Genomic DNA, 22868 nt, shown 5'->3' on the forward strand with positions numbered 1-22868 from the left:
GGGCTTATATCCGCGCCATGGTGACGAAAAACCGGGGGGTGACAGCAGCGTGTGGTAGGGGCTGGTGTTGGCTTGATCAATGCCGAAGAACAGACCACGCTGCCAATGCGGTGGGGAAATGAAACGCAACGGTAAGACCTCCGCCAACCGCAGCCGGTGACGGTGCAAAATGTGCGGCGCTTCCACCACCAAGCAGCTCCCCGATATCACCAACTCCGCTGCCTTCGCAGCATTTATCACCCACCTCACAACCGGTGCGAGCTTGGAAACCGCTGCCGCCGGAGCAGGATGTCATCCGCGTACGCTGCAACACCGGTTTGAACACTTCTGGCTAGTTGATGTCCCCGATCCCACGATCGGGCACGAAGGCTGGGTCTACGACCAGGTCTTTCTTGACGGCACCTACACCGCCGGCGGATGCTTGATTGTTGCTGCCACCTTGGATCACGTCATCGCTTGGCACTGGTGCACACGTGAAACCACCCGCGACTACCAACGACTGCTCGAACGTATCCCCGCGCCCCTGATCCCTGTCATTGACGGCGGCCAAGGCGCTGCCAGCGCAATCAAGGCATGCTGGCCCACAACGAAAGTGCAGCGCTGCCTCGTCCACGCCCAACGCGTGGTGCGCCGGCACACCACCGCACGTCCCCGCACCGATGCAGGACGAGCGATTTACCAGATCGCGCTCAACCTCACGAAGATCACCGATCTTGACGAGGCGGCCGCGTGGGGTGCGCAACTGCACGAATACGGCACTATCTACCGTGACTGGATGAACCAGAAAACGTTCACAACCGACCCGGCGACACGGCAACGCGCCTGGTCATGGACTCATGAACGCACTCGCAAGGCCTACAACAGCCTCAACCACCTATGGCGGGGCAACTTACTGTTGGTCTACCTCGCCCCACCCGACGGTGTGCTCGACGCCAGCCGGATCAAAGCCACCAAACAGCCGGAAGGCGGAATCAACGCCCAGTTGAAACTGCTGGCCCGCACCCACCGGGGAAGATCCGGGAACATCAACGCCGCATGTTGGATTGGTGGCTCTACCTAAAAACGGAACTGCCTGACGACCCCGTTGAGATCGCCGGGCAGCCCAACTGGGGTCAGGACTAACTGGCCAAAGTATCCCCCCTGACCCGAAACGAGAACCAAGCCGACCACGAAACTTCGACGACCAGCCTTCTACGAGGGCGCTATCGACACCAACTACACCCACTCAATCGGCATCCAAAAAGGCCACATCTAACCCTCGCGACACGCCGAGCTAGACACCCTTTTTGACCCTTAACGCTCAAATAGTAGTTATAGAGTAGCGGCTCACGCAGGAAGCAAGAATTTGAATATACTAGCCTCTGTCTCGTTTACGGTATCTCACCAAGACTACGTACAAAATGCCCGCTAGAGCACCTGTAATCGATAAAATGGGACCTACGGACAAAATCGGATTAGACCACGCAGAAAGTGCTACCTGAATAATACTCAGGATAACACCTATAGCGATAATGATACCGATGACAACACGTAGCAAGCGCATTTATACCTACTGTGACCAACAAATTCCACCAGGGAAAAGTCTAATTCCTCGATTCCACGAACCGCAGATGCCTAAAATGCCAGATTCCGCCGCTAAGACTCCAGCAATAGCGCCAGCAAGAACCCCGCCTACACCTGTTTCTGCAGTAATTAACGCAGCTAACGCGGCAACACCAGCGCCAGCGGCGTACGCATTCTGGAGTGCAGATGCCGCGCAGCTATTTAGCAAGACACCGGGTGGTAGCTTTTGGAACCCATTCCGTCCTTGACATGCATCGTAAAACTGAATAGCCGGTTCGATAGCATCCGCTTCGCGTTCAAGAATCGCTAGGTCTGATTCGTCCGCGTCAACATTCCAGCCTTGCGCAAGAAGAGTTCCTGAGAACTCATTCAGTACACCGGAATCCACGTCTGGATCCGACTGAGCTGCTCGATAATCAAACCGTGCATGTTCAAAATCAACATACCTGTCCATCGCCCTAAAAGATGCCTCTTCAGCCACGGTGAGGTTCGAATCCTCGGCAAATAACATCTGCGCCTCGGCGACGTCAATTGGCTTTGCCGTTACCGTCGTAGGGGAGGAGATTCCTAGCGCCGATACCGAAAGTGCAACTGCCAATGCCCTTCTAAAGAGTAGGCGCATTCCTAACCTCTTTCTAAGAATATTCTGCGAGAGCTTGCTCTGTCGAGATGTCCTGTGAGCTCTTGCTCACTTAAGACGCCTTGTGAGATGACGGTAACATATTCTTTCGCCCAATGAACGGCAGAGCATTAATGAGAATGTCACGCCGATAGCAGACACACTTTTTGAGCCTTAACCCGCCTTAACCCCAGCCTGCGGACTCACACCAAGCTACGAAAAGGCCCCTCCGAAGAGGGGCCTTGACCTGGTGCGCCATGACGGGCTCGAACCGCCGACCTACTGGGTGTAAACCAGTTGCTCTTCCAGCTGAGCTAACGGCGCGCTGCCCGGTAACACTACCAAAGCATTAGCGAAAACGGGAAACCCGCAGGTTACACGCCGGAAACTACCGCTTGGGGGCGGCGAGGCAAGAGCCTTGCCAGTCGCCGAAGCGGTCGGCCTTGGTCTGCAGCAGACCGGCCAACTGGGCAGACTCTGCGATCAGGCCCGGTGCGACAACACCCGGGAAGCCGGCGCCGGGCGTCATCAGCCAGATGCGGCCACCGGAGCCGAGGTTGCGGGTGGCGTCGACGAGTTCATCGACAAGGTCACCGTCGCCTTCACGGAACCAAAGGAGGACGAGGTCGCAGGGCTCGAGGGTGTCGTCGTCAAGAAGCATTGCTCCGATGGCATCCTCGATGGCTTCCGAGATGGACGAATCCGCATCCTCACCCCAGCCGATCTCCTGAACGACAAGGTCGGGGCCAACCCCAAAACGGTCGGCGTAGGTGTCCACTCCTGTGGCACTCAAGTGTCTAAATCCTCCAGTTGTAGTTGTACGAATGCACGTCAGCATACCGCCCCACCGTGCTCAATGGCGACAAACCAACAATTAGTCTCACCAAAAGCCATCCGATGTAAGAACTAGCGAGCAAAAGAACGTATCCTTGTCGGTGTATTGCCCCGATGAACCCAGGAGGTTGAAGTGGCCGAAAAGGACACCGAGATGATCGATGGTCGCGTGAAGAACGCTTCTGACGTCGATACGAATATCCTGTCGCTGCGCGAAGGCGTAGCTTCCTACCTGCATGACGCGGACCCGGAGGAAACCCAAGAGTGGATGGACTCCCTCGACGGCCTGCTCGAGGAGTCCGACCCGGAGCGCGCCCGCTACCTCATGCTTCGCCTCATTGAGCGCGCCAACGCCAAGCGAGTACCACTGCCGGCGCTGTCCTCCACGGACCTGGTGAACACCATCCCAACCAAACTCGAGCCGGAATTCCCTGGCGACGAGCAAATTGAGAAGCGCTACCGCCGCTGGATGCGCTGGAACGCAGCCGTCATGGTGCACCGCGCACAGCGCCCGGGCATCGGCGTTGGCGGCCACATCTCCACCTACGCCTCCGCGGCAGCCCTCTACGAAGTTGGCTTCAACCACTTCTTCAAGGGCAAAGACGCACCACAGGGCGGCGACCAGATCTTCTTCCAGGGCCACGCATCCCCAGGCATGTACGCCCGCGCCTTCCTCGAAGGCCGCCTCTCCGAAGACGACCTGGACGGCTTCCGCCAGGAGCATTCCCGCGAGCAGGGCGGCCTGCCGTCCTACCCGCACCCGCACGGCATGCCGAAATTCTGGGAGTTCCCGACCGTGTCCATGGGCCTTGGCCCAATGAACGCCATCTACCAGGCACGCTTTAACAAGTACCTGCAGGACCGCGGCATCAAGGACACCGACCAGCAGCACGTCTGGGCGTTCCTTGGCGACGGCGAAATGGACGAGCCCGAATCCCGCGGCCTCATCCAGATGGCTTCCCTCTACGGTCTGGACAACCTCACCTTCGTGATCAACTGCAACCTGCAGCGTCTCGACGGCCCAGTGCGCGGCAACGGCCAAATCATCCAAGAACTGGAGAGCTTCTTCGTCGGTGCCGGCTGGAACGTCATCAAGGTCGTCTGGGGCCGCGAGTGGGACGAACTGCTTGAGAAGGACGAGGACGGCGCACTCGTCCACATCATGAACACCACCAAGGACGGCGACTACCAGACCTTCAAGGCCAACGACGGCGCCTACGTCCGCGAACACTTCTTCGGCCGCGACGAGCGCACCAAGAAGCTCGTCGAAGACATGACCGACGAAGAGATCTGGAACCTGCGCCGCGGCGGCCACGACTACCGCAAGGTCTACGCCGCCTACAAGCGCGCCCTGGAGACCAAGGGCAAGCCGACCGTCATCCTCGCCCACACCGTCAAGGGCTACGGCCTCGGCCACAACTTCGAGGGCCGCAACGCAACCCACCAGATGAAGAAGCTGGCCCTGGAAGACCTGAAGCTCTTCCGCGACAAGCAGCAGATCCCGATTTCCGACGAAGAACTGGAAAAGGATCCGTACCTGCCGCCGTACTACCACCCGGGCGAGGACGCCGAGGAGATCAAGTACCTCAAGGCACGCCGCGAGGAACTCGGCGGCTACCTGCCGGAGCGTCGGGAGCAGTACACCCCACTCGAGCAGCCTGACTTTGAAAAGACCTTCAAGGCACTGTTCAAGGACTCCGGCAAGCAGGAAGTCGCCTCCACCATGGCGCTCGTGCGCACGTTCAAGGCGCTCATGCGCGACAAGGAGCTGGCCAAGCGCGTCGTCCCGATCATCCCGGACGAGGCCCGTACCTTCGGCCTGGACTCCTGGTTCCCGACCCAGAAGATCTACAACCCGCACGGCCAGAACTACGTGCCGGTCGACCACGACCTGCAGCTGTCCTACCGCGAGTCCACCGATGGCCAGATCCTGCACGAAGGCATCAACGAGGACGGCTCCTCCGCATCCTTCATCGCAGCAGCAACGTCGTACGCCACCCACGGCGAGCCGATGATCCCGATGTACATCTTCTACTCGATGTTCGGCTTCCAGCGCACCGGCGACAACTTCTGGGCCGCCGGCGACCAGATGGGCCGCGGCTTCATCGTCGGCGCAACCGCCGGCCGCACCACCCTCTTCGGAGAGGGCCTGCAGCACATGGACGGCCACTCCCCGATCCTGGCATCCACCAACCCGGCCGTCATCCCGTACGACCCGGCGTTCGCCTACGAGATGCCGTACATCATCTCCAAGGGCATCGAGCGCATGTACGGCCAGGGCGCGGACAAGGACGAGGACGTGATGTACTACATCACCGTCTACAACCAGCCGCACCACCAGCCGGCACGCCCGGACAACCTCGACGTTGAGGGCCTGCACAAGGGCATCTACCTTTACGACGAAGGCAAGGACCTCGAGCACAAGGTCTCCCTGCTCGCCTCCGGCGTGGGTATGCAGCAGGCACTGCGCGCCCAGGAGATCCTGCAGGAGAAGTACAACGTCGGCGCCGCGATCTACTCCGTCACCTCCTGGACCGAACTCGCCCGTGAGGGTCAGCGCAAGGCTGCCGAGCAGCTCCGCAACCCGGGCGAAGAGGTTGAAGAGGCATTTGCGACCAAGCAGCTCAAGCAGACCGAAGGCCCGTACATCGCGACCTCCGATTTCGCTTCCGACCTGCAGGAGCAGATTCGCGCCTACGTCCCGGGCCAGTACATCGTGCTTGGTGCCGACGGCTTCGGTTTCGCCGACACCCGCGAAGCCGCCCGCCGCTTCTTCAACATCGACGCCGAGTCCATGGCCGTCGCCGCCCTGATGGGCCTGGCCAACGAAGGCAAGATCGATCGCGATGTTGTGGCGAAGGCTGCAAAGGATCTGAAGATCGACGATCCGACCGCCGCGAAGCCGACCCTCGACTCCGACGACGAGGGCCCGGAGAACGCCGCCGAGTAGTTCTCTGACCTCCACCGCCCCGGCCTGTTTTCATTGGCTGGGGCGGTTTTCGTTGTGTGAGGTGGCTCGTCTTTCCGCCTGCCACCCTTTCCGAAAATAGTTCCCCGGCCGGGAACTTTCTTCGGTTTTGGAACTTTCCGCGGCTGCGTTTCCCCAGGTCGCCGATTTTGTGAGCCGCGCGGAGCCAAAATAGTTCCACAAATCGGCGCGGACCCGGGAATTATTTTGGCCAGGAGCAGATGCTCCTGACAGACTTCACATCGGCGCCCACCTCAAAACCCGCTGACCTGCGACGATTCCCGGCGCTGACAGATTCTGCCGGAATGTGTCAGAAACCTCGGCGGCTGGTGGCTGTCGCAGGCGCGGTCGCGCCTGCCCTACCCTCGCGCCAGGGCGATGACGCGCTCGATGGCGGCGGTGACGGCGTCGGGGTCGTCGAGAGGCGGCATGTGCCCTGACTCGGGCAGGATTTGGAAGTAGGCGCCTGGCCAGATTGCGGCGAGTTCGGCGGATTGGCTGACGGGGGCGACGTTGTCGCGGTCGCCGACGAGGATGTAGCCGGGGATGGTGGCCAGGACGGCGGCGGCGCCTCGTTCGGAGTGGGTTTGGAGGTCGTCGAAGAAGCCTCGATAGGTGGCGAGCGGCGTGGCTTTAATCATGCGGGCGTGGAATGTGATCAGGGACCACGGTACGGGCCGGAAGTAGAACCAGCGCGCGAGGATGGGGGCGATCATGTCGGTGACCAGGCGTCGGATGCCTTCGGCGGCGTGCGGCAGCCTATCCACAAACCAGCCGAGCGACCGGCCGAATCCCCCACCGAGGAGGCGTGGTAGGCCGCGGGCGGTGAAGGGGTCGACGGTGCTGGAGATTTGCACGGATCCGACCCAGTTGAACCGGTGGCGGCGCATGAGCGACAGGGAGATCGGACCGCCGAGGGAGTGTCCGACGGTGATGAGGGGGTCGTCGATACCGAGGTGGCGTAGGACGGCGGCGATGTCGTCGGCGGCGGCGTCGATGGTGAGCAGACTGGGGTCGGCGTAGCCGGTTTTGCCGTGGCCGCGGACGTCGACAAGGATTTGGCGCACGCCGGCAATGGCTTCGACCTGCAGTTTGTATTCGGCGGCGGCGATGTTGAAGCCGTGTGCGTAGACGACGGTCAGGCCGGCGTCGCGGGGGCCGACGTCGTAGTAGTGGATGGTGATGCCGTCGCGGTCAAGGGTGCCGGTGCGCATCATAATCCGAGTTGTCCCAGGTAGGGCATGGCGGCGAAGCCGATGCCGACGATGACGGCGAGGATGCCGAAGACCAGCGCGACTTTTTGCAGCGGTGTCGATCCCGCAGGCGCAGGCGCGGGCGTTTGCTTCTCGACGACCCCACGTCCCGTATTCGTCACCCTCGCCGTCGTCGAACGCTTCGAGCCGTCGGCGAACGTGGCGGTCACGTCAAGGTTCGCGCTGTCGTAGGAGTCCTTGGGCAGGGTCACGGTAATCGCCCCGGTCTTCTGGTCAACCGAGTCGTAGGTGCCCTTGACCTCCCACGTCGCGTCGTTAGGAAGGTCCAGGTGGCGGACGTTGGTCGGGGTGAGCGTTACGGTTTGGCCGGGGTCGGCCTCGGCGGAGTCGTATTCCGGATCGTACAGAAACGCGTGGTCCGGGATTAAGGTGACCTCGGGGAAATAGAGGTCCGTCGAGTTGTCCGGAAAGTGCACCCGCACCGGAATCTGCTGCGTGTTCTCGCCGCGCTGCACCGGCGTATCGCCATTCAGGTTGAGGTTGACCCGGAGTTTGTCGTCCACCTTGTCCACCTGAAAGCGGTGGCGGATCGTGTTCTCCCCGGTCAGGCTCCACCGCGCCCCCTCCGGCACGTCCTTCAACTCCAGGTAAACGGGGTTGGTGTAGTAGTCGCCCGGCGGGCCGTACACGTGCGATGTCTCCGGCGCGAAGTACGGCTTGTACGTTTCCGCCATCGTTGCGGCGCCGGCGACGGGGGCGACGAGGCTGGTGATCACAACGGCTGCTGCCGGAACTGCGAGGCGGTGCATGGGCCTATCATAACGGCATGGAACTTTCGCAGCGCTTGGATCTCGGCGGCCTCCAACTCGAGGAGGAAACCCCGGCAGACACGTTCGCTCGTCTCGCGGGATTGGTTGAGGAGGTGACGGGTGTCGTCGTCAAGCAAAGCTCGCGTTTCGACGACACCGCAATCGCCTCCCTCGACCGCATCGAACTCGCCGTGCGGATCGAGGACACCTTCGGCGTGCGTATCGACGACACCGTACTTACCGACCACCCCACCGCCGGCGAACTCGCCGACTACCTGGAGGAACACGAATGATCTCGTACCTGACCGACATGGACGGCGTCCTGCACAAGGAAGGTGCCGTCATCCCCGGCGCGAAGGAGTTCATCTCCACCCTGCGCGATGAGGAAATCGAGTTCATGGTGCTGACCAACAACTCGATGCAAACCCCACGCGACCTCTCCGCAAAACTGCAGCGCATGGGCCTAGACATCGAGCCGGAACGCATCTGGACCTCAGCGACGGCAACCGCGAAGTTCCTCTCGCAGCAAGCCGGCGAGGCCTCCGCGTACGTCATCGGCGAGGCCGGCCTGACCACGGCCCTGCACGAAATCGGCTGGATTCTCACCGACGCGGACCCCGACTTCGTCGTGCTCGGCGAGACCCGCACCTACTCCTTCGAAGCCCTCACCACCGCCTCGAACCTCATCCGACGCGGCTCCCGCTTCATCGCGACGAACCCCGACCTGACCGGCCCCGGCCCGAACGGAGTCGTCCCAGCAACCGGCTCCGTCGCCGCCATGATCACCGCCGTGACCGGCATGGAGCCCTACTACGTGGGCAAACCCAACCCAGTCATGATGCGCTCGGCGCTGAACAACATCGGCGCCCACTCCGAAAACACGGTCATGATCGGCGACCGCATGGACACCGATGTGAAATCCGGCCTCGAAGCCGGCATGCGCACCGTACTTGTGCGCTCCGGCATTAGCGACGACACCGAAATCGCCCGCTACCCCTACCGCCCCACCGCCGTCTTCGGCTCGGTGGCGGACCTAGTGGATCGCATCCACGACCCCTTCGGCGACGGCAAGTACACCGACGCCGACTAGGGCGCGCTTCCTTACACCGCCGAGTCGGAGCCGGCGATATAGAAGCGCTGCTTGTTCACAAACTCGTCCATACCCAGCGGTCCCAGTTCGCGGCCCAGGCCGGAGGCCTTCACACCACCGAACGGCAGCTCGGCGCCGCGGGCCTGCGGGATGTTGACGTGGATCATGCCGGTGTCCACCTTGTCGGCAACGCGCTTGGCGCGCTCGACGTCCTCGGACATCACGGCGCCGCCGAGGCCGTAGCGGGAGTTGTTGGCCACCTCGATGGCCTCCTCCTCAGAGGACACCTTGTACACCTCGGCAACGGGGCCGAAGAACTCCTCGTAGTAGGAGTCGGAGCCGACCGGGATGTCGGTGATCACGGCCGGGGTGAAGTAGGCGCCCTTGCCGGTGACTTCGCCGCCAACGTGGATCTTCGCGCCTTCCTCGACGGCGATCTTCAGCTGCTGGGCGAGGTTTTCGGCGGCGTCGCGCGAGGACAGCGGGTAGTAACGGCCCTTCTCCGGGTTGAGCGGATCGCCCGCTTCGCACTTGGAGGCAAGGGATACCAGTTCGTCGACGAATTCGTCGTAAATGTCCTCCATCACGATCATGCGCTTGTTGGAGGTGCAGGCCTGGCCGGTGTTGGAAATGCGCTTGTTCCAGGCGGTTTTCGCGGCCGCCGGGACGTCGGTGGAGTCGAGCACGATGTAGGCGTCGGTGCCGCCCAGCTCGAGCACGCACTTCTTCAGCGCCTGGCCGGCCTGGGAGGCGATGGCACGCCCGGCGCGCTCGGAGCCGGTGAGGGAAACGCCTTGGACGCGGTCGTCGTTAATAATGCGCGAGATTTGCGAGTGCTTCGCGTACAGATTCGTGAACAGCCCCTTGGGCGCGCCGGCCTCGTCGAAAATCTTCTGGATCGCCTCCGCCGAGCGCGGGCAGATCTCCGCGTGCTTGACCAGCACGACGTTGCCGGCCATCAGCGCGGGCGCGGCGAAGCGCGCGACCTGGTAATACGGGTAATTCCACGGCATGATGCCCAGGATCACGCCGAACGGAATCTTGCGCATAATCGACGTGCCGCCACGCTTGTTCGGGATCTCCTCGTCAGCCCCGAACTCGGCGCCGTTGTCGGCGTAGTAGTTGAAAATCTCGACTACGTCGTCGATTTCGCCGTCGCCCTGATCGACCGGCTTGCCCATCTCTTCGGCGATGATGCGGGTGAGTTCGTCGCGTTTGTCGTCGAAAAGCTTCGCGACCTTCCGCAGCACCTCCGCACGCTCCTCAAACGGCTTCTCGCGCCACTCCTTAAACGTGTCGTTTGCGGTGGTCAGGGCGGTGTCGAGGGCGTCGTCGCTAATGAAATCGTACGTTGCGACGATCTCGTTATTTACAGGATTTTGTACTCGGTATTTAGTAGACATGCGCCCCATGGTACGAGCGCTGCGTCAGCCTCGCCACGAAATTCTCCTCCGCCGCCAACCGCTCAATCGCGCGCCGAAACGGCTCAATCTCCGCCTCCGTCGCACGGATCTGCTCCTGGCACGAGTACGTGCGATCCGGCCGCCGCTGCCAGCGCGTGAACCAGACCTCGCCCGGCTCACCCTCAGGCAACAAGAGCATTTGCTTCTCGACGACCCCACGCACCCGCCCCAACATCCCCTCAATGTGGAGCGTCCACGTGAGTCGATTGCGTGTCGGACGGCACGCGCGGGGCGCAGCCAGTGTTGTCGTCATTGGTGGGGACCCTTCTGTGCTTTCAGCATCGGTGCTGTGCCGCTGTTTTGCGTGCAGCACTCGATGTCTTGCTTGGCGCACTCCTGCCCCGGTGACTAAGCGGGACGCCGCGACGGACGGTTGTCCGTGTCCGGGTGACTAGCCCGGGCGGCGGAGTGCGAGACGAGAGGTTCGTCTTCCCCAACGGCCTCTGGTTACTCTTTGAGCCCTTTCGGCTCGCCACCGATCTTGCGTCACACGAGCCCCGCGAGCAACCCTCAACTGCTGCTTGATCCCCCTATTTACTCGACCTCGGGTTGAGGTTGAGTGGCGTGGTTTTCAGCGCCGAGTGTGGGGTTGTATATGTCGCAAAATGAGCTTAGGGGCAAACCCGAACTCAGATCCACGAGTTCGGGTTTGCCCCTAAGCTGCGTTTTCGCGCTACTCCCCCCCCTCGAGCGCAATCCGTCCGCGCGCCACGGCGCCGATTGCCTACAGCAACCGCACGGCGAGGACGCCAAGGAAGATCACGACCAGCCCGACGAGACGCGTGGCGGTGAGCGGGTTCTTGCGGGCACCGAAGGCGCCGCGGGCCTCGAGGACCTGACCGGCGGCGATGGTGCCAGCGTTGAAGGCGATCACGGTCGTGCCGGTGCCGAGGATCGGTGAGAGGGTCGCGCCGGAGATCACGAAGATCGCGCCGACGAGGCCGCCGAGCCACATCCAGGCCGGGCCCGGCGTCGGCTTGCGGGTGAACTGCTTCGGTGAGGTGACAAACGCGGCGATCAGCAACAGCACCACGCCGACGGAGAGATTGATTTCGCCGGCGTGGAGGGAGGAGCCGGCGATCGTTCCTAGGTATCCGTTCACTGCGGTCTGCACCGCGGAGCCGACGCCGACTAAGACGCCCAAGAGGCGGAAGAGCCAGAGTTCGAGGCCGGTGGCGTCGCCAGATGCAGCGGCAGCAGCCGCGCCCTTCCCTGACTTGCCTGCGCGCAGCACCACAATGATGCCGACGAACACGACGATGGCGCCGGCGATGCGGGGCGGGGTGACGTCGATACGCGGTGCTCCGAACAACCCAAACCAGTCGATGATCAGGCCCATCACCACCTGCCCAAGGATCGGCAACACCACCGTCTGCACCGCGCCAAGGCGTGGAAACAGCAGAATGTTGCCCAGCACGAAGCACACGCCCATCACACCGCCGAGCCACGTCCACCACGGCGCGGACGTACCCGGCGCGAACTGTGGTAGCGGGTTGCCCTGCAGAATGGTGGTCGCCACGATAGCCACAAGCAACGCCACCGAAAACGAAATCAGCGCCGACACAACCGGATAGTTGCCCACGCTGAGACGCAGTCGCGAGTTGGCCGCGGTTTGGATCGGGATCAGCCCGCCGACGGCGAGCGCAACAAGGAGAAGCACCCGCCTATGGTTTCATACGGGTGGTTACTTCTTCCGGTCGCCCGCGCCGCCCACACCAGAGCCCGCACCACCAGCACTTCCCGGGCCGGTCGGGTCGATGTAGGCGCGGTAGAGGGCGTCGAGGAATTCTTCGTGGGTGACGTTGCGGCGGTCGTCGATACGATTGCCCAGAATGTCGTGAATATCCTTGCGCGTCGGCGCGTGCACGAGCATGCCGGGGCGTTGCGCGCGCTCGGCACGTTGGCGCAGGGCGCTGGGGGTGCGTGGGAGGCGGTCGCCGACGCGGTGTTTGATGCGGGTGAAGAAATCGTCGACATTCGCCAGCGCCTCGATGCCGGGCACGTGCCAGCCGAACCAGTACGCCGCCACGCCGAGGCCGAAACCAATCAGGGCGGAGATGGCGAGGCCGATGGATTGCAGGTTGAGGTCGTAAAACAGTTGCACGCTAATCGACGCCACAATCGCCGGCACGACGTACCACTGGCGGTCGATAAGTATGGACGGGATCTGGCCAATCATCATCTCGCGAATCACCATGCCGCCGGTCGCGGTGAGCACGCCCATGAGGATGCAGCCGAACCACGTGATGTCGGCGCGCATCGCCGTCACCGTGCCCGTTACCGCCCACACACCGACGATGATCATGTCGCCGTGGAAACGGAACAACTCCCACGTCAGACCCGACAGCGGGATCAGAAACGCAAACAGCGACCCCACCAACGCCGTGCCGATGTACCAGGGGTTTTGCAACGCCGACGCGGGCGTGGCACCGATCAGGGCGTCGCGGATCATGCCGCCCGCCATGCCCGAAATGATGGAAATCAGCATGAAACCGACGGCGTCAAAGCGCAATCGCCTAGCGACGAGCCCACCCATCAGCGCATTCAAAAACACCCCAATAAGGTCCATCAGGGCAAACGAGAACCCCACGGCGGTGAACACGTTGTCGAAGTACATGCGCGTCATCGTAGTGGTTTACTCCTGTAATTCCCGGCGTTCGGTCCCGGGCGCCGGTGATGACGGTGTGGGACGTGTGCGTAGGTGTCGCCGGTTTGGCGTGGTTGCCGGTACCGCCAGACACGCTCGGACACACACATGGCGAGAATACAACGGTGAAGATGCCGATATTTTGCCGTCCTCACCGTTACGTTCTCACCATGTGTTGGGTGGGGTCGGGAAGGTGGCGTCGCAAAGCTAAACGGCACATCCAACACCGCGCATCTCGCCCAAAATCAGCGAAATGTGCCGTTTGGCCGAGAAGACGGGGCAGGCCTGCGCCCGAAGCGCCCCGCCCCTACCCCAGGCGCTGGACTGCGTCGACGACGAGATCCCAGAAGCGCTCCACGTCCAGGCGCGTGGCCACGGACGTGTTGCAGTCGGACGGGTCCAGCACGCGGAAGTCCGCCACGGTCCGCCCGCGGGTCAGCGCTCCCGACAGTTCCACGGACAGGGGCACGGCCACGGTCTCGACGACGGTGGGGTCGATGACGTAGGCGACGGCGCAGGGGTCGTGAACTGGTGGGTTGTCGAAGCCTTGGGCGTCTTTGTAGTTGCGGCGGAAGGCGTCGATGAGTCCGACGCAGAAGTCGCCGGCGGAGGTGCCCAAGGAGGCAAACCGGGACTCGACAGCAGGCGTGGCAAGCGCCTGGTGGGTGAGGTCCAGGCCAACCATGACCACCGGCCAGTCTTCGCCGAAGACGATCGCGGCGGCCTCGGGGTCCACCCACGTGTTGAACTCGGCGGACGCGGTCCAGTTACCGGTGCCGTACGCCCCGCCCATGAGCACGACTTCGCGCACGCGCGAGACGATCCGTGGTTCCATGCGCACGGCCAGCGCGATGTTGGTCAGCGGCCCGGTCGGAACCAACGTCACGGTGCCGGGTTCTTCGCGCATCAGCGTATCGACGATCCACCGCACCGCATGCTCATCTTCCACCCCAACCTCTGGTTCGGGCAGGTCGTAGCCGTGGATTTCCATGCCGGTGTCGCCGTGGATGTCCTCGGCGGTAACGACCTCGTTGATAAGCGGGCGCGTCGCACCCCGGTAGACCGGCACGTTGGTGGCCCCGGCGATGGTCAGCACCTGAAGCGCGTTGTGGGTGACTTTATCGATGGTGTGGTTGCCGCCGATCGTCGTTAAGCCAAGGAGCTCAATGTCTGGATTGCCAAGGGCGAGCAGGATGGCGACGGCATCGTCGTGACCGGGGTCGCAGTCGATGATGATCTTACGCACGGGCAGCCACATCCTCGGCGGCGAGCGTGTCCGGGATGGTTTCCGGCTTCGGGATGAGGAACGACGCTGCGAATGCGCAGCCGAGCAGGACCGCGCCCGTGATCATGCCCGCGTGGTAGCTGCCGCCCGTGGCAGTGAACACGGCGAAGATGATCGTGAACGACAAACCCGCACCCAGGTTGAACGCGCCGCCGTTGAGCCCCGGCAAGTAGCCCTGGTTGTACTTCGGCGCGAGCACGACGCCAAGCGAGCCGAGCATGATGTTGCCCATGCCCGCGTAGGTGATGCCGGCGAGGATCGACATGGCCAGCAGCAGCGCGGGCGTCGCATTGCCGACGACTACCACACCGAACAGCACCGACAACGCCGCACCCGCGATACCGATCTGCAGGATGATCTTGTAGCCCACGCGGCCGGCAAGCCAGCCCGAAACCGGGCCCATAACCAGGCCGGCGAGCGCGTACGGGGTGAGCGTCCACCAAGACACGACACCGGCGGACATGCCCGGACCGGCCTCGGCGTCCTGCGCAAGGTTGGGCACGAGGCCGTTCATGACGGCGAACACGCCGGTCATGGTCAGGGTGGTGGTGAGCAGCAGCGCCCACGTGCGGCGCTGGGTGAGCAGCTCGGTGGACATCAGCGGGTGCGGGGTGGACTTCTCGGTGCGCCAGAACCACATCAGCGACGCCGCGCCGATGGCCAGCAGGATGATGACCATGACCCAGTTGGCGGCGGCGAGCTCGCCGGCCATGTTCAGCGCGGTCAGGATTGCGGCGGCACCGATAACCAGGCCGACGACGCCCTTCCAGTCCATCGGCTGCAACTCATTCGACTTGGTCTCCGGCACACCGAATTGCACCGCGAACACGGCGATGAGTGCGGAGGCACCGATGACCCAGAAGAGGGAGCGGAAACCGAAGGCGTCGGTAAGCCAGCCACCCAGCAGTGCGTCCACACCCGCGATGCCGCCGTTAACCGAGGTCAGAATGCCCACCAGGAACGCGAACTGCTTCTCCTCACGCACAGCCTGGCGCAGCATGACCGACGTCAGCGCCACCGTCGGGCCGGACACACCCTGGATGACGCGGCCGATGAACAGCATGGTCACGTTCGTGGCCAGCGCCGCAACGACCGAACCGATCACGGTGACGGCCATCATGGTCACCAACACCTTGCGACGCCCAATCAAGTCACCCCAACGCGGCATAAACAGAGCAAACACAGCGGCGGCGGTGAAGAACGCCGTCTGCGTCATGCCGATCTGCGCGGTGGTCGCGTCAAGTTCGACCTCCATGGTCGCCAACGCCGGCGACAACATGGACGCGTTGAGTTGGAATGCGAAGACAGCCACCAGCAGCGCTGTCATCAGGGGCACGACCTGGTTGGTCGGTAGTTTCTGCCCCGCTGCTGGTAGCGAGGTGTTCGTCATAGTCATGCGTGCAGTGTAAAACAGCCCTCCGCGCACCGCCCGCCTCGGTTCCGGTGCGTCGCCGAACCCTGCAAGCGTCCCTCGAGCAGCGCCTTTCCGTTCATATGCAGGGCTCGATATGCGTAATCCCTGGTCACAGCGTTTTGGTCAAAATTCGTCGGATTTTCCAAAAAGCCGCTGACCTGCAGTTACGCATATCGAGACCTGCATATGAACGAATCTGCGCCCCGCGCCCACGCACTGCCCCAAGCCGGCCTACGCCAGCGCGTCCCAGAGCGCCGTGTTGGTTTCCTGCCAGAGGGGTTTGGCCCAGTCGCCGAAGTCGCGGTCCGTGAGCACCACGCAGGCCTGGTCGCCGGCGACCCACAGGTAGGTGCCGGCCATGCCGAAGTGGCCGACGGTGTCGGCGGGCATGCCGTCGCCGGTCCAGTGCGGGGACTTCTCCCCCTTGATCTCAAAGCCGAGGCCCCACGGGCAGGGCTTTTGCATGCCATAGCCGGGGACGACGCCGCGCAGGTCACCGAACTGATTCGTAAACGCCTCGCGCACCGTCGAGGGATCAAGCAACCGCGGCTCGAGCAGTTCGGCGACGAAGCGCGACAAGTCCGCGACGGTGGAGCGCCCGCCGTGGCCCGCCGAGCCGTAAATCTCGGTCGCGTTCATGCCGAGTGGTTCGAAGACGCCTTCGCGGGCGTAGTCGGCAAACGTGATGCCGGTGGTTTCCTCGACAATGTCGGCGAGGATTTCGTAACCGGCGGACGAATAGATGCGGCGCTCCCCCGGTGCCTTTTGCGGTTCGCGGGAGTCGAAGCCGACGCCGGCTGCGTGCGAGAGGAGGTGGCGGATGGTGGCGTTTTCGGGGCGGGCGTCGTCGTCAAGCGAAAATGCTCCTTCTTCAACCGCGAGGAGCACGGCGTACGCGGAGAGGAGTTTGGTCACGCTGGCCAGTTCGAAGATGCGCGTGGTGTCGCCGAACGACGCCTCTTGCTTACCGACGAGCGCGCCCGCCACATTGTCAACCGGCCAATCCTGGAAAAACTTCTCGAGCTGCATGGCCCCACCCTACGTGGCGGGTCATCGATATAGCCGGACATCCAGACTCGCGGTGTGGTCGACTTCTCCCATCCGCGTGTTCCACACATGCCGACGTTTCTTCTGCGCATCCAAGCCCGGTTGGATCTTCGACTGAAAGCCAGGATCAAAGTCGTTGCGGGGGACGAACCAACTGGCTGTTTCAATCCGCGCGACTGCCACTGGGTCCGCCACATGTAAATCGTGCACGGTATCTACGACCGGACCCATGTCACTATCGTGCGACGCCAAAATTACTAGATCAATATCTGGACGCTGAGCAGCTAGCAATGTAGCGAGTCCCACCATCAGATCGACACCTTTCTCTTCAGGTGGTCCCGCCAACGTCTTCTTTCCATTGACATCCATGATCGGCTTACCTCGGCCATCGCGCTGGTACCGATATTTGAGCGGACGTAGGGTCACCTCGACTCCATCCGATTCCCAATTCCGTTTCTGATCCTGGTTTCGCCGATAGGCATCGGGATCATGAATCGAACTTGGTAAACCTCGAAAGACTTTCACCGAATCAAGTGTCGCAGGGGGCGTAGTGGAGTTGGCCGCGTTTCGAGCTGCAATAAGTCTCTTGGCAAAGGCTGCTGGGTCGAGCAACGCTTCATGAAGCCCGACGCCGTCATCGCGTGAAAAGACTTCCCAGCCTGTGATGTGCACATTCTGATAGTCGATAAGTACGACAGCATTTAAAGTGCTGCTCCCCCTCCGCTTTGGCATGAGCGACGGTGACGCGTTAATCATCTTATCCCCCCAGAATTTAAAACCCCGCCAATCCGTAGATAGCGGGGAACTATGTGAGCGAGTATACCGTTTTGGGTTCGTCTGTCAACCCTTTCGGCTATCCAACCTAAAACGGCAGCGCAGGCAGCGTGACGCCGGGGATCATGCCCGCCGCGCCGGCACCGACGGCACCGAGTACGCCGAGCAGCGCCACGACAATCAGCGCGATGTGGTTCGGGGCGAGGCCCAGGCTTATCGACGACGGCGCCACCGGCACGACCCTATTCACATCCTTGCCGCAATCCGCGTAGCGCTGCGCGGTGTACGAGGCGGCGTTGGCAAGATAAGCGGCCTCGGAATGACTAAACGGGCTGTCGGCGGTGACGGTCAACCCCTTCGAGGAGTGCTTCAGGTCATCGAGGACCAGCGCGCTTGAGGTGTGGGTGACGCCGGGTTCCCAAAGTTTGGCGTCGTCGATTTGGGTCAGCGTGCCCCAGCCGTTCTCGCCGATGCCAGCGCGCAACTCGGTCTGCTTCTTCTCCCACAGGGCAAGCGCGTCGGTGCGGGAGCCGTTGTAGAAGGTGAGGTCGTCGCCAAGTACGCCCGCGGCCAGCGCCGGGACCTGGTCGGCGTTGTACTCGATGAAGCACTTACCCGGAGCTGCACCAGCAACAGGAACCGACGCAGCAGAAACAACAACCAGCGAGCAAACCGCCGCAGACACCAAAGACTTACGCATAGCCAGAAACCCTAGACCACGAGCGGCTACTGCGCCCAGGAAATCCGTACCTCGAAATCCTTCTGCTCGGTGCCCTTCACGAGTGCCGCGATGTGGCTGCGTACGAGGTGTTCGGTGCGTTCCCTCGCGCGGTCCAACAGGCCCTGCGACACGGCCTTCTCGCGCGCGGCTTCCTCTTGGCCGGCGATAAAGGTGGTGACGTCGTCGACACGAATTTGGTTGATGGGGTTCATGGTTTGGTCGTAGACCTGCACGCTGTCGGCGTTGATGTGGGCGCTGAGCACTTCCACGGGCGGCAGCACTACATCAATAGCGCCAGAGCCGACCGAAACATCGATGGCGGATGTGTCGCGGATGCCGGCGGTGACGCGGCCGTCGTAAGTAACCAGGAAGTTGCGGCCCGTAAACGGCACGCGCAGCCCGAGGACCTCGAGGCCTTTCTGGTCGAATTTGCCCACGTCGGAGAAGACGTATTCCTCCACGGAGAGTTCGGCGATGTCCTCGAACGATGCCCCGATGGTGGTGGAGTCTACCCGCGTCTCCCCCATGCCGAACACGGCCGGGCGCAGCATGACAAGCAGCAGCCCCGCCACGGCCAACACGGCGATGACTGAGGTAATGACGGAGGTCACAACGACGCCACCGCGGCGGGGCTGGCGCGGCGAGAGGTGTAATTCTTGGGCGGTACTCACATCTGGTGATCTTAATTGCACCCCGAATTCGAATGGTTTGTACACTCGTTGGAACCTTTGGGCGTACGCGGCTGAAGGATGTACCTGGCCACCGCACGGAAGAGATAACGATGACCGGTTCCACGCGTATCGACGAAACCCGCGCCGACAAGCAGCGCGAAGAAAAACAAAACCAGAACCAGCAAGACGGCATGACCGGCTTCCTCGGCTGGATCGAGCGAATAGGCAACAAGCTGCCGGAGCCGTTCTGGCTGTTTGTCATTTTGAGCGGCGTTGTTGTCGTGTCCTCATGGATTGCCAGCAAGGCGGGCCTCTCCGCCATCGACCCCGCCTCCGGCGAAGAGATCAACGTAGAAAGCCTGCTGACCGGCGAGAACATCTCGCGCATGGTCACGGATGCAGTGGAGAACTTCATCGCTTTCCCGCCGCTGGGTGTGATCCTGGCGGTGATGCTTGGTGTCGCCGTGGCGGAGCAAACCGGCCTGCTGGCGGCGATGGTGCGCGCGATGGTGGACAAGGTCAGCGGCAAGATGCTGACGTTCATGGTCGCGCTTGCGGGCGTGACCGGTTCGATCGCCTCGGATGCGATTTACGTGATCATCATTCCGTTGGGCGCGATGGCGTTTCATGCGGTTGGGCGCTCGCCGGTGGTGGGTGCGATGGTGGCGTTCGCGGCGTCGTCGGCAGGCTTTAACTCCTCGCTGATCCTGAACATTACGGACCTGCTGCTCGCCGGCATTTCCACCTCGGCGGCACAACTCGTCGACGCCAACTATGAGGTCTCCCCTCTTGCCAACATCTTCTTCGTCATCCCGTCCGCCATTGTGCTGGCGCTGGTGATCACTGCGGTGACCGAGTTTTATGTGGAGAAGAAGGCGCAAGCGCTTATCGACGACGACCACATCGACGAAGACGAACTCCAAATCAACGACTCCGCCCAGCCGGACGATTCCCACCTGACCGACGACGATGACCTCTCACTTACCCCACTGGAGCGCAAGGGCCTCGCCTGGGCCGGCGTGACCCTGGTGGTCGCGCTCGTCGCTTACTTCGTCCTGCTGCTGGTTCCGGCTTCCCCGTTCGCGCGTCCGGAGGAGGGCTTCATGGAATCTCCCTTGATCCGCGCGATTGCCGTACCGATCACCCTGATCTTCTTTGTCACTGGCCTGGTCTACGGCCTGATCGTGGGCACCGTCAAGGAGGCCGCGGATCTGCCGAAGTTCATGGCCAAGGGATTAGAGTCCATGCTGCCGATCCTGGTGCTGTTCTTCGCCGTCGCCCAGTTCCTCGCGTACTTCCAGTGGTCCAACCTGGGCCCCTGGACCGCCATCAAGGGCGCGGAGCTGCTGCAGGCGTGGAATCTGCCCAACGCGGTGCTGTTCCTCGCGTTTGTGGTCATGGTGGCGCTGATCAATCTGTTCATCACCTCCGGCTCCGCCCAGTGGGCGCTGATGGCGCCGGTGGTGGTGCCGATGATGATGTACGTCAACGTCTCCCCCGAGGTCACCCAGATGCTGTTCCGTATCGGTGACTCCCCGTCGAACATCATCACCCCAATGTCGCCCTACTTCGCACTCGCCCTGACGTTCCTGCAGAAGTACTACAAGAAGGCCGGCGTGGGCACCCTGATGTCGCTCGCCCTGCCGTACTCGCTGTGCATGCTGGCGGGTTGGTTCATCTTCTTCATGATCTGGTACTTCGCCGGCATCCCGCTCGGCCCTGGCTCCCCGATGGGCTACGAGGTATAGTCAGTACCGCACGACATTAAGCGCTGGGTGTTATGCCCAGCGCTTTTGGTTTGCGACGAGCGACCTACCGGTAATACAGGGTTCAAGCCGATTCATCCGGACTTCGCTATGACACAGCCAGATCTTTTCGGGACCGAGGACGATGACATTGATTTCACAATCTCGCGAGCGAGCGGAAACTAACTCCGCCCGCATCTCGCCGTCCCGTATTACGGTCGCGCGGCTGCGCCGAGGCCTCACAAAAGCGGAGCTGGCTGCAGATCTCGACGTTGCCCCAGCAACCCTTTCTCGCTGGGAGAACGAAGGGCCACCGCCTTCCCGTACAGAGCCACTCCTCAAGCACCTCGAATCAGCACTCGGCTTTACCGACGGCTACTTCCTCTCCGAGGAACTCGAGGTCCCATCGATGGACGCCACACTCTTTCGAGCCGGCAGCCGCGCAACACAGCGGCAGAAAAGCGTTGCAGTCGCATCCGGGGCAAACGCCTCCACGCTCTTGGCATGGCTTCGCAGCAACTTCAACTTTCCAGAACCCAACCTCCCGGATCTGTCCGGATTTACACCTGCGGAGGCATCCCGCCACGCGCGTACGATCTGGCAGCTGGGCGATAGACCAGTTCCAAACTCGGTTCAGCTCGCAGAATCGTTCGGCATCGCCGTCATGGGCCTTCCACCGGCAGCCTCTGCGGTGGACGCATTTTCCATGTGGGACGGAGAGCAGCCGTTTATCTTCCTCGCCCGGCGCCGCACACCCGAAGGCGCCCGCTTCGATCTCGCGCACGAGTTGGGCCACCTACTACTCCACAGCAGTGACGAGCCACGCAGCGGAGCACGCGAAGAGGACGAGGCCAACCAGTTCGCTGCCGACTTCCTCATCCCGCCCGGCATAGTTCACGCCCACCTCCGGCTGCACCCGAGCCTCGATGACATCCTTCGCCTCAAAACCGCGTTGAAAGTGTCAGCCATGGCCATGCTTCGCGCCGCGTACCACCACGGCAAGCTCAGCGAGCGGGAATATCACTTCCACCTGGCCACCCTCTCCGCGCGCGGCTTCCGCACCGACGAGCCCGGCAGCACAGTGCAATACGAACGCTCCCGCGTATTCGACTACGTGCTATCCCCCGAAGGTGGCGCCAGCATCGCGAGCATCGCCGACGAAACACAGCTGCCGCCACAAGACCTGCACGCCCTCATGCTCAGTGCCCACCCCCACACGGTCTCGAGCGCTGCCTCGGCAACCAGCACCCCGTCCCGCCCAACACTTCGCGTGGTGCGATGAACTGCACAACGAACCATGCACCCGCTACCGTTTCCTTTAAGTCCATGAGCAAGAGGTGATACGCAGTGGCAGATAGAAACTGGGATGCTCGTAACAACCACAAACGCGAACCTCATCCGTTGCGAAAAGAACCCGCCCACGAGCGAACCACCGACCCCCGCCAAGCCGTGCGCGACGCCCTCGACGAGGAGATGCGCTCACGCCCAACGACAGTGTGGCAAGCATTCTGGGACGGCTTCAAACGCGCATAACCGGCCGACGGCGCCTACTTTCCGTAAAGCGATGCCAAAAGGAGCTGCACAAGCAGATGCACCGTGGTGACGGATGCATGACGGCCAACCTGCTCATCAAACTCCTCGATCGATGCGTACTCTGTGCCTACTTTGCGGCTTGCCCGTGATACCGCTTGCTGTATCTGTTCCATCGTGAATTTCGGCTTCGCGATTTTGGTGAAGGTTGGCCAATGCGTTTTCAGCGCTGCTTCGACTTCTTTCTGGGAGCGCACCCCCCTTTGCTTCGGTGTAGTGAAGAAGCAGCCACACCTCGAAGGCGGGAACGCTGAACGCCACGCCTCTGTCCTTTCGTGCGGCTGCCCATTGGGATACCTCGCCGAGCTGCTCTGGTGTGGCGGCGTCCTCGTCAAGCACTACCTATCAGATGCAGGCTTTTGGTACCGGTGTTCCGAAGAGCCGGTACTCCCGTATTCCGGGTAATTGGTACCG

Annotated in this window: 22 protein-coding genes, 1 tRNA gene and 1 pseudogene; 7 read left to right on the top strand and 17 right to left on the bottom strand. The window is 62.3% G+C overall.

Annotated elements, in window-relative coordinates:
* Window positions 1-169: 169 nt before the first annotated feature.
* The gene (locus tag HMPREF2734_RS07335) at window positions 170-1060 is read left to right on the top strand and encodes an IS1249 family transposase (RefSeq protein ID WP_256374916.1); all 891 of its coding nucleotides are present in this window, start codon (window positions 170-172) and stop codon (window positions 1058-1060) included.
* 489 nt (window positions 1061-1549) lie between these two features.
* Here the strand turns inward: HMPREF2734_RS07335 and HMPREF2734_RS11785 are convergent, their stop codons facing one another.
* The 3 genes from HMPREF2734_RS11785 to HMPREF2734_RS07345 form a co-directional block, all read right to left on the bottom strand.
* The gene (locus HMPREF2734_RS11785; RefSeq protein ID WP_141740818.1) at window positions 1550-2161 is read right to left on the bottom strand and encodes a hypothetical protein; all 612 of its coding nucleotides are present in this window, start codon (window positions 2159-2161) and stop codon (window positions 1550-1552) included.
* A gap of 269 nt (window positions 2162-2430) precedes the next feature.
* Window positions 2431-2506, bottom strand: a tRNA-Val gene (locus HMPREF2734_RS07340).
* Between the two features lie 64 nt (window positions 2507-2570).
* Entirely contained in the window at window positions 2571-2975 is a 405-nt protein-coding gene (locus HMPREF2734_RS07345; RefSeq protein WP_246816793.1) for a DUF3052 domain-containing protein, read from the bottom strand.
* A 195-nt stretch (window positions 2976-3170) separates the two neighbouring features.
* Between HMPREF2734_RS07345 and aceE the strand changes: the two genes are divergently transcribed.
* Window positions 3171-5966: a pyruvate dehydrogenase (acetyl-transferring), homodimeric type gene (aceE, locus tag HMPREF2734_RS07350; protein WP_070570165.1), complete on the top strand. Its 2796-nt coding sequence runs from the start codon at window positions 3171-3173 to the stop codon at window positions 5964-5966.
* A gap of 377 nt (window positions 5967-6343) precedes the next feature.
* On the opposite strand, the gene HMPREF2734_RS07355 is transcribed toward aceE, so the two are convergent.
* Complete coding sequence (locus tag HMPREF2734_RS07355; RefSeq protein ID WP_083308111.1) at window positions 6344-7201, bottom strand: alpha/beta fold hydrolase; 858 nt, start codon at window positions 7199-7201, stop codon at window positions 6344-6346.
* Entirely contained in the window at window positions 7198-8007 is an 810-nt protein-coding gene (locus tag HMPREF2734_RS07360; RefSeq protein WP_070422124.1) for a YPDG domain-containing protein, read from the bottom strand. Before HMPREF2734_RS07360 ends, HMPREF2734_RS07355 begins: the two co-directional genes overlap by 4 nt.
* A 17-nt stretch (window positions 8008-8024) precedes the next feature.
* On the opposite strand from HMPREF2734_RS07360, the gene HMPREF2734_RS07365 reads away from it, so the two are divergent.
* Entirely contained in the window at window positions 8025-8300 is a 276-nt protein-coding gene (locus HMPREF2734_RS07365; RefSeq protein WP_070570169.1) for an acyl carrier protein, read from the top strand.
* Window positions 8297-9097 carry an HAD-IIA family hydrolase gene (locus HMPREF2734_RS07370; protein ID WP_070570171.1) on the top strand — a complete coding sequence of 267 codons (801 nt, stop codon included), beginning with the start codon at window positions 8297-8299 and terminating at the stop codon, window positions 9095-9097. The genes HMPREF2734_RS07365 and HMPREF2734_RS07370 overlap by 4 nt, the downstream gene beginning before the upstream one ends.
* Window positions 9098-9108: 11 nt before the next feature.
* Here the strand turns inward: HMPREF2734_RS07370 and HMPREF2734_RS07375 are convergent, their stop codons facing one another.
* The 10 genes from HMPREF2734_RS07375 to HMPREF2734_RS07420 all read right to left on the bottom strand — a co-directional run bounded on the left by HMPREF2734_RS07375 (window position 9109) and on the right by HMPREF2734_RS07420 (window position 19119).
* A complete protein-coding gene (locus HMPREF2734_RS07375) occupies window positions 9109-10500 on the bottom strand; it encodes an NAD-dependent succinate-semialdehyde dehydrogenase (RefSeq protein ID WP_070570238.1) in 1392 nt (463 codons plus the stop codon).
* Entirely contained in the window at window positions 10490-10813 is a 324-nt protein-coding gene (locus HMPREF2734_RS07380) for a hypothetical protein (protein WP_070570173.1), read from the bottom strand. Before HMPREF2734_RS07380 ends, HMPREF2734_RS07375 begins: the two co-directional genes overlap by 11 nt.
* Window positions 10814-11284: 471 nt before the next feature.
* Window positions 11285-12220 (bottom strand): DMT family transporter, encoded by a 936-nt coding sequence (locus HMPREF2734_RS07385; RefSeq protein ID WP_070570175.1) that lies wholly within the window; start codon window positions 12218-12220, stop codon window positions 11285-11287.
* Between the two features lie 24 nt (window positions 12221-12244).
* Window positions 12245-13177, bottom strand: a complete 933-nt coding sequence (locus HMPREF2734_RS07390; RefSeq protein WP_168163607.1) for a trimeric intracellular cation channel family protein — start codon at window positions 13175-13177, stop codon at window positions 12245-12247.
* A gap of 337 nt (window positions 13178-13514) precedes the next feature.
* A complete protein-coding gene (locus HMPREF2734_RS07395) occupies window positions 13515-14465 on the bottom strand; it encodes a uridine-preferring nucleoside hydrolase UriH (protein ID WP_070570179.1) in 951 nt (316 codons plus the stop codon).
* On the bottom strand, window positions 14446-15888 hold the full coding sequence (locus HMPREF2734_RS07400) for a uridine transporter UriT (protein WP_371440425.1): 1443 nt from the start codon (window positions 15886-15888) through the stop codon (window positions 14446-14448). Before HMPREF2734_RS07400 ends, HMPREF2734_RS07395 begins: the two co-directional genes overlap by 20 nt.
* 249 nt (window positions 15889-16137) lie before the next feature.
* Complete coding sequence (locus tag HMPREF2734_RS07405) at window positions 16138-16935, bottom strand: serine hydrolase domain-containing protein (RefSeq protein WP_070570182.1); 798 nt, start codon at window positions 16933-16935, stop codon at window positions 16138-16140.
* Between the two features lie 21 nt (window positions 16936-16956).
* Complete coding sequence (locus HMPREF2734_RS11790; RefSeq protein ID WP_141750446.1) at window positions 16957-17709, bottom strand: NYN domain-containing protein; 753 nt, start codon at window positions 17707-17709, stop codon at window positions 16957-16959.
* A 106-nt stretch (window positions 17710-17815) separates the two neighbouring features.
* Complete coding sequence (locus HMPREF2734_RS07415; protein ID WP_070570186.1) at window positions 17816-18427, bottom strand: hypothetical protein; 612 nt, start codon at window positions 18425-18427, stop codon at window positions 17816-17818.
* 26 nt (window positions 18428-18453) lie between these two features.
* The gene (locus tag HMPREF2734_RS07420; protein ID WP_246816794.1) at window positions 18454-19119 is read right to left on the bottom strand and encodes a DUF4230 domain-containing protein; all 666 of its coding nucleotides are present in this window, start codon (window positions 19117-19119) and stop codon (window positions 18454-18456) included.
* A 110-nt stretch (window positions 19120-19229) separates the two neighbouring features.
* Here HMPREF2734_RS07420 and HMPREF2734_RS07425 point away from each other — a divergent pair, with 110 nt between their 5' ends.
* The 3 genes from HMPREF2734_RS07425 (at window position 19230) to HMPREF2734_RS11795 (ending at window position 22397) form a co-directional block, all read left to right on the top strand.
* Window positions 19230-20867 (top strand): AbgT family transporter, encoded by a 1638-nt coding sequence (locus HMPREF2734_RS07425; RefSeq protein WP_083308113.1) that lies wholly within the window; start codon window positions 19230-19232, stop codon window positions 20865-20867.
* Window positions 20868-21015: 148 nt separating this feature from the next.
* Window positions 21016-22146 carry a helix-turn-helix domain-containing protein gene (locus HMPREF2734_RS07430; RefSeq protein ID WP_168163608.1) on the top strand — a complete coding sequence of 377 codons (1131 nt, stop codon included), beginning with the start codon at window positions 21016-21018 and terminating at the stop codon, window positions 22144-22146.
* 65 nt (window positions 22147-22211) lie between these two features.
* Complete coding sequence (locus tag HMPREF2734_RS11795) at window positions 22212-22397, top strand: hypothetical protein (protein ID WP_141739400.1); 186 nt, start codon at window positions 22212-22214, stop codon at window positions 22395-22397.
* A 14-nt stretch (window positions 22398-22411) separates the two neighbouring features.
* Here HMPREF2734_RS11795 and HMPREF2734_RS12065 read toward each other — a convergent pair whose 3' ends face one another.
* Window positions 22412-22651 carry a hypothetical protein gene (locus tag HMPREF2734_RS12065; protein ID WP_070570187.1) on the bottom strand — a complete coding sequence of 80 codons (240 nt, stop codon included), beginning with the start codon at window positions 22649-22651 and terminating at the stop codon, window positions 22412-22414.
* 16 nt (window positions 22652-22667) lie between these two features.
* Window positions 22668-22793, bottom strand: a pseudogene (locus tag HMPREF2734_RS12385) (RloB domain-containing protein); the annotation flags it as partial.
* Window positions 22794-22868: the final 75 nt, after the last annotated feature.

Source organism: Corynebacterium sp. HMSC055D05, from assembly GCF_001810365.1.
Classification (GTDB): Bacteria; Actinomycetota; Actinomycetes; order Mycobacteriales; family Mycobacteriaceae; genus Corynebacterium; species Corynebacterium coyleae.

Excerpts from the sequence above, each read along its gene's own strand:
- HMPREF2734_RS07335 (WP_256374916.1), top strand. The coding sequence starts at position 170 with ATGTGCGGCGCTTCCACCACCAAGCAGCTCCCCGATATCACCAACTCC.
- aceE (WP_070570165.1), top strand. The coding sequence starts at position 3,171 with ATGATCGATGGTCGCGTGAAGAACGCTTCTGACGTCGATACGAATATC.
- HMPREF2734_RS07355 (WP_083308111.1), bottom strand. The coding sequence starts at position 7,201 with ATGATGCGCACCGGCACCCTTGACCGCGACGGCATCACCATCCACTAC.
- HMPREF2734_RS07360 (WP_070422124.1), bottom strand. The coding sequence starts at position 8,007 with ATGCACCGCCTCGCAGTTCCGGCAGCAGCCGTTGTGATCACCAGCCTC.
- HMPREF2734_RS07365 (WP_070570169.1), top strand. The coding sequence starts at position 8,025 with ATGGAACTTTCGCAGCGCTTGGATCTCGGCGGCCTCCAACTCGAGGAG.
- HMPREF2734_RS07370 (WP_070570171.1), top strand. The coding sequence starts at position 8,297 with ATGATCTCGTACCTGACCGACATGGACGGCGTCCTGCACAAGGAAGGT.
- HMPREF2734_RS07375 (WP_070570238.1), bottom strand. The coding sequence starts at position 10,500 with ATGTCTACTAAATACCGAGTACAAAATCCTGTAAATAACGAGATCGTC.
- HMPREF2734_RS07380 (WP_070570173.1), bottom strand. The coding sequence starts at position 10,813 with ATGACGACAACACTGGCTGCGCCCCGCGCGTGCCGTCCGACACGCAAT.
- HMPREF2734_RS07390 (WP_168163607.1), bottom strand. The coding sequence starts at position 13,177 with ATGTACTTCGACAACGTGTTCACCGCCGTGGGGTTCTCGTTTGCCCTG.
- HMPREF2734_RS07395 (WP_070570179.1), bottom strand. The coding sequence starts at position 14,465 with ATGTGGCTGCCCGTGCGTAAGATCATCATCGACTGCGACCCCGGTCAC.
- HMPREF2734_RS07400 (WP_371440425.1), bottom strand. The coding sequence starts at position 15,888 with ATGACTATGACGAACACCTCGCTACCAGCAGCGGGGCAGAAACTACCG.
- HMPREF2734_RS07405 (WP_070570182.1), bottom strand. The coding sequence starts at position 16,935 with ATGCAGCTCGAGAAGTTTTTCCAGGATTGGCCGGTTGACAATGTGGCG.
- HMPREF2734_RS11790 (WP_141750446.1), bottom strand. The coding sequence starts at position 17,709 with ATGATTAACGCGTCACCGTCGCTCATGCCAAAGCGGAGGGGGAGCAGC.
- HMPREF2734_RS07415 (WP_070570186.1), bottom strand. The coding sequence starts at position 18,427 with ATGCGTAAGTCTTTGGTGTCTGCGGCGGTTTGCTCGCTGGTTGTTGTT.
- HMPREF2734_RS07425 (WP_083308113.1), top strand. The coding sequence starts at position 19,230 with ATGACCGGTTCCACGCGTATCGACGAAACCCGCGCCGACAAGCAGCGC.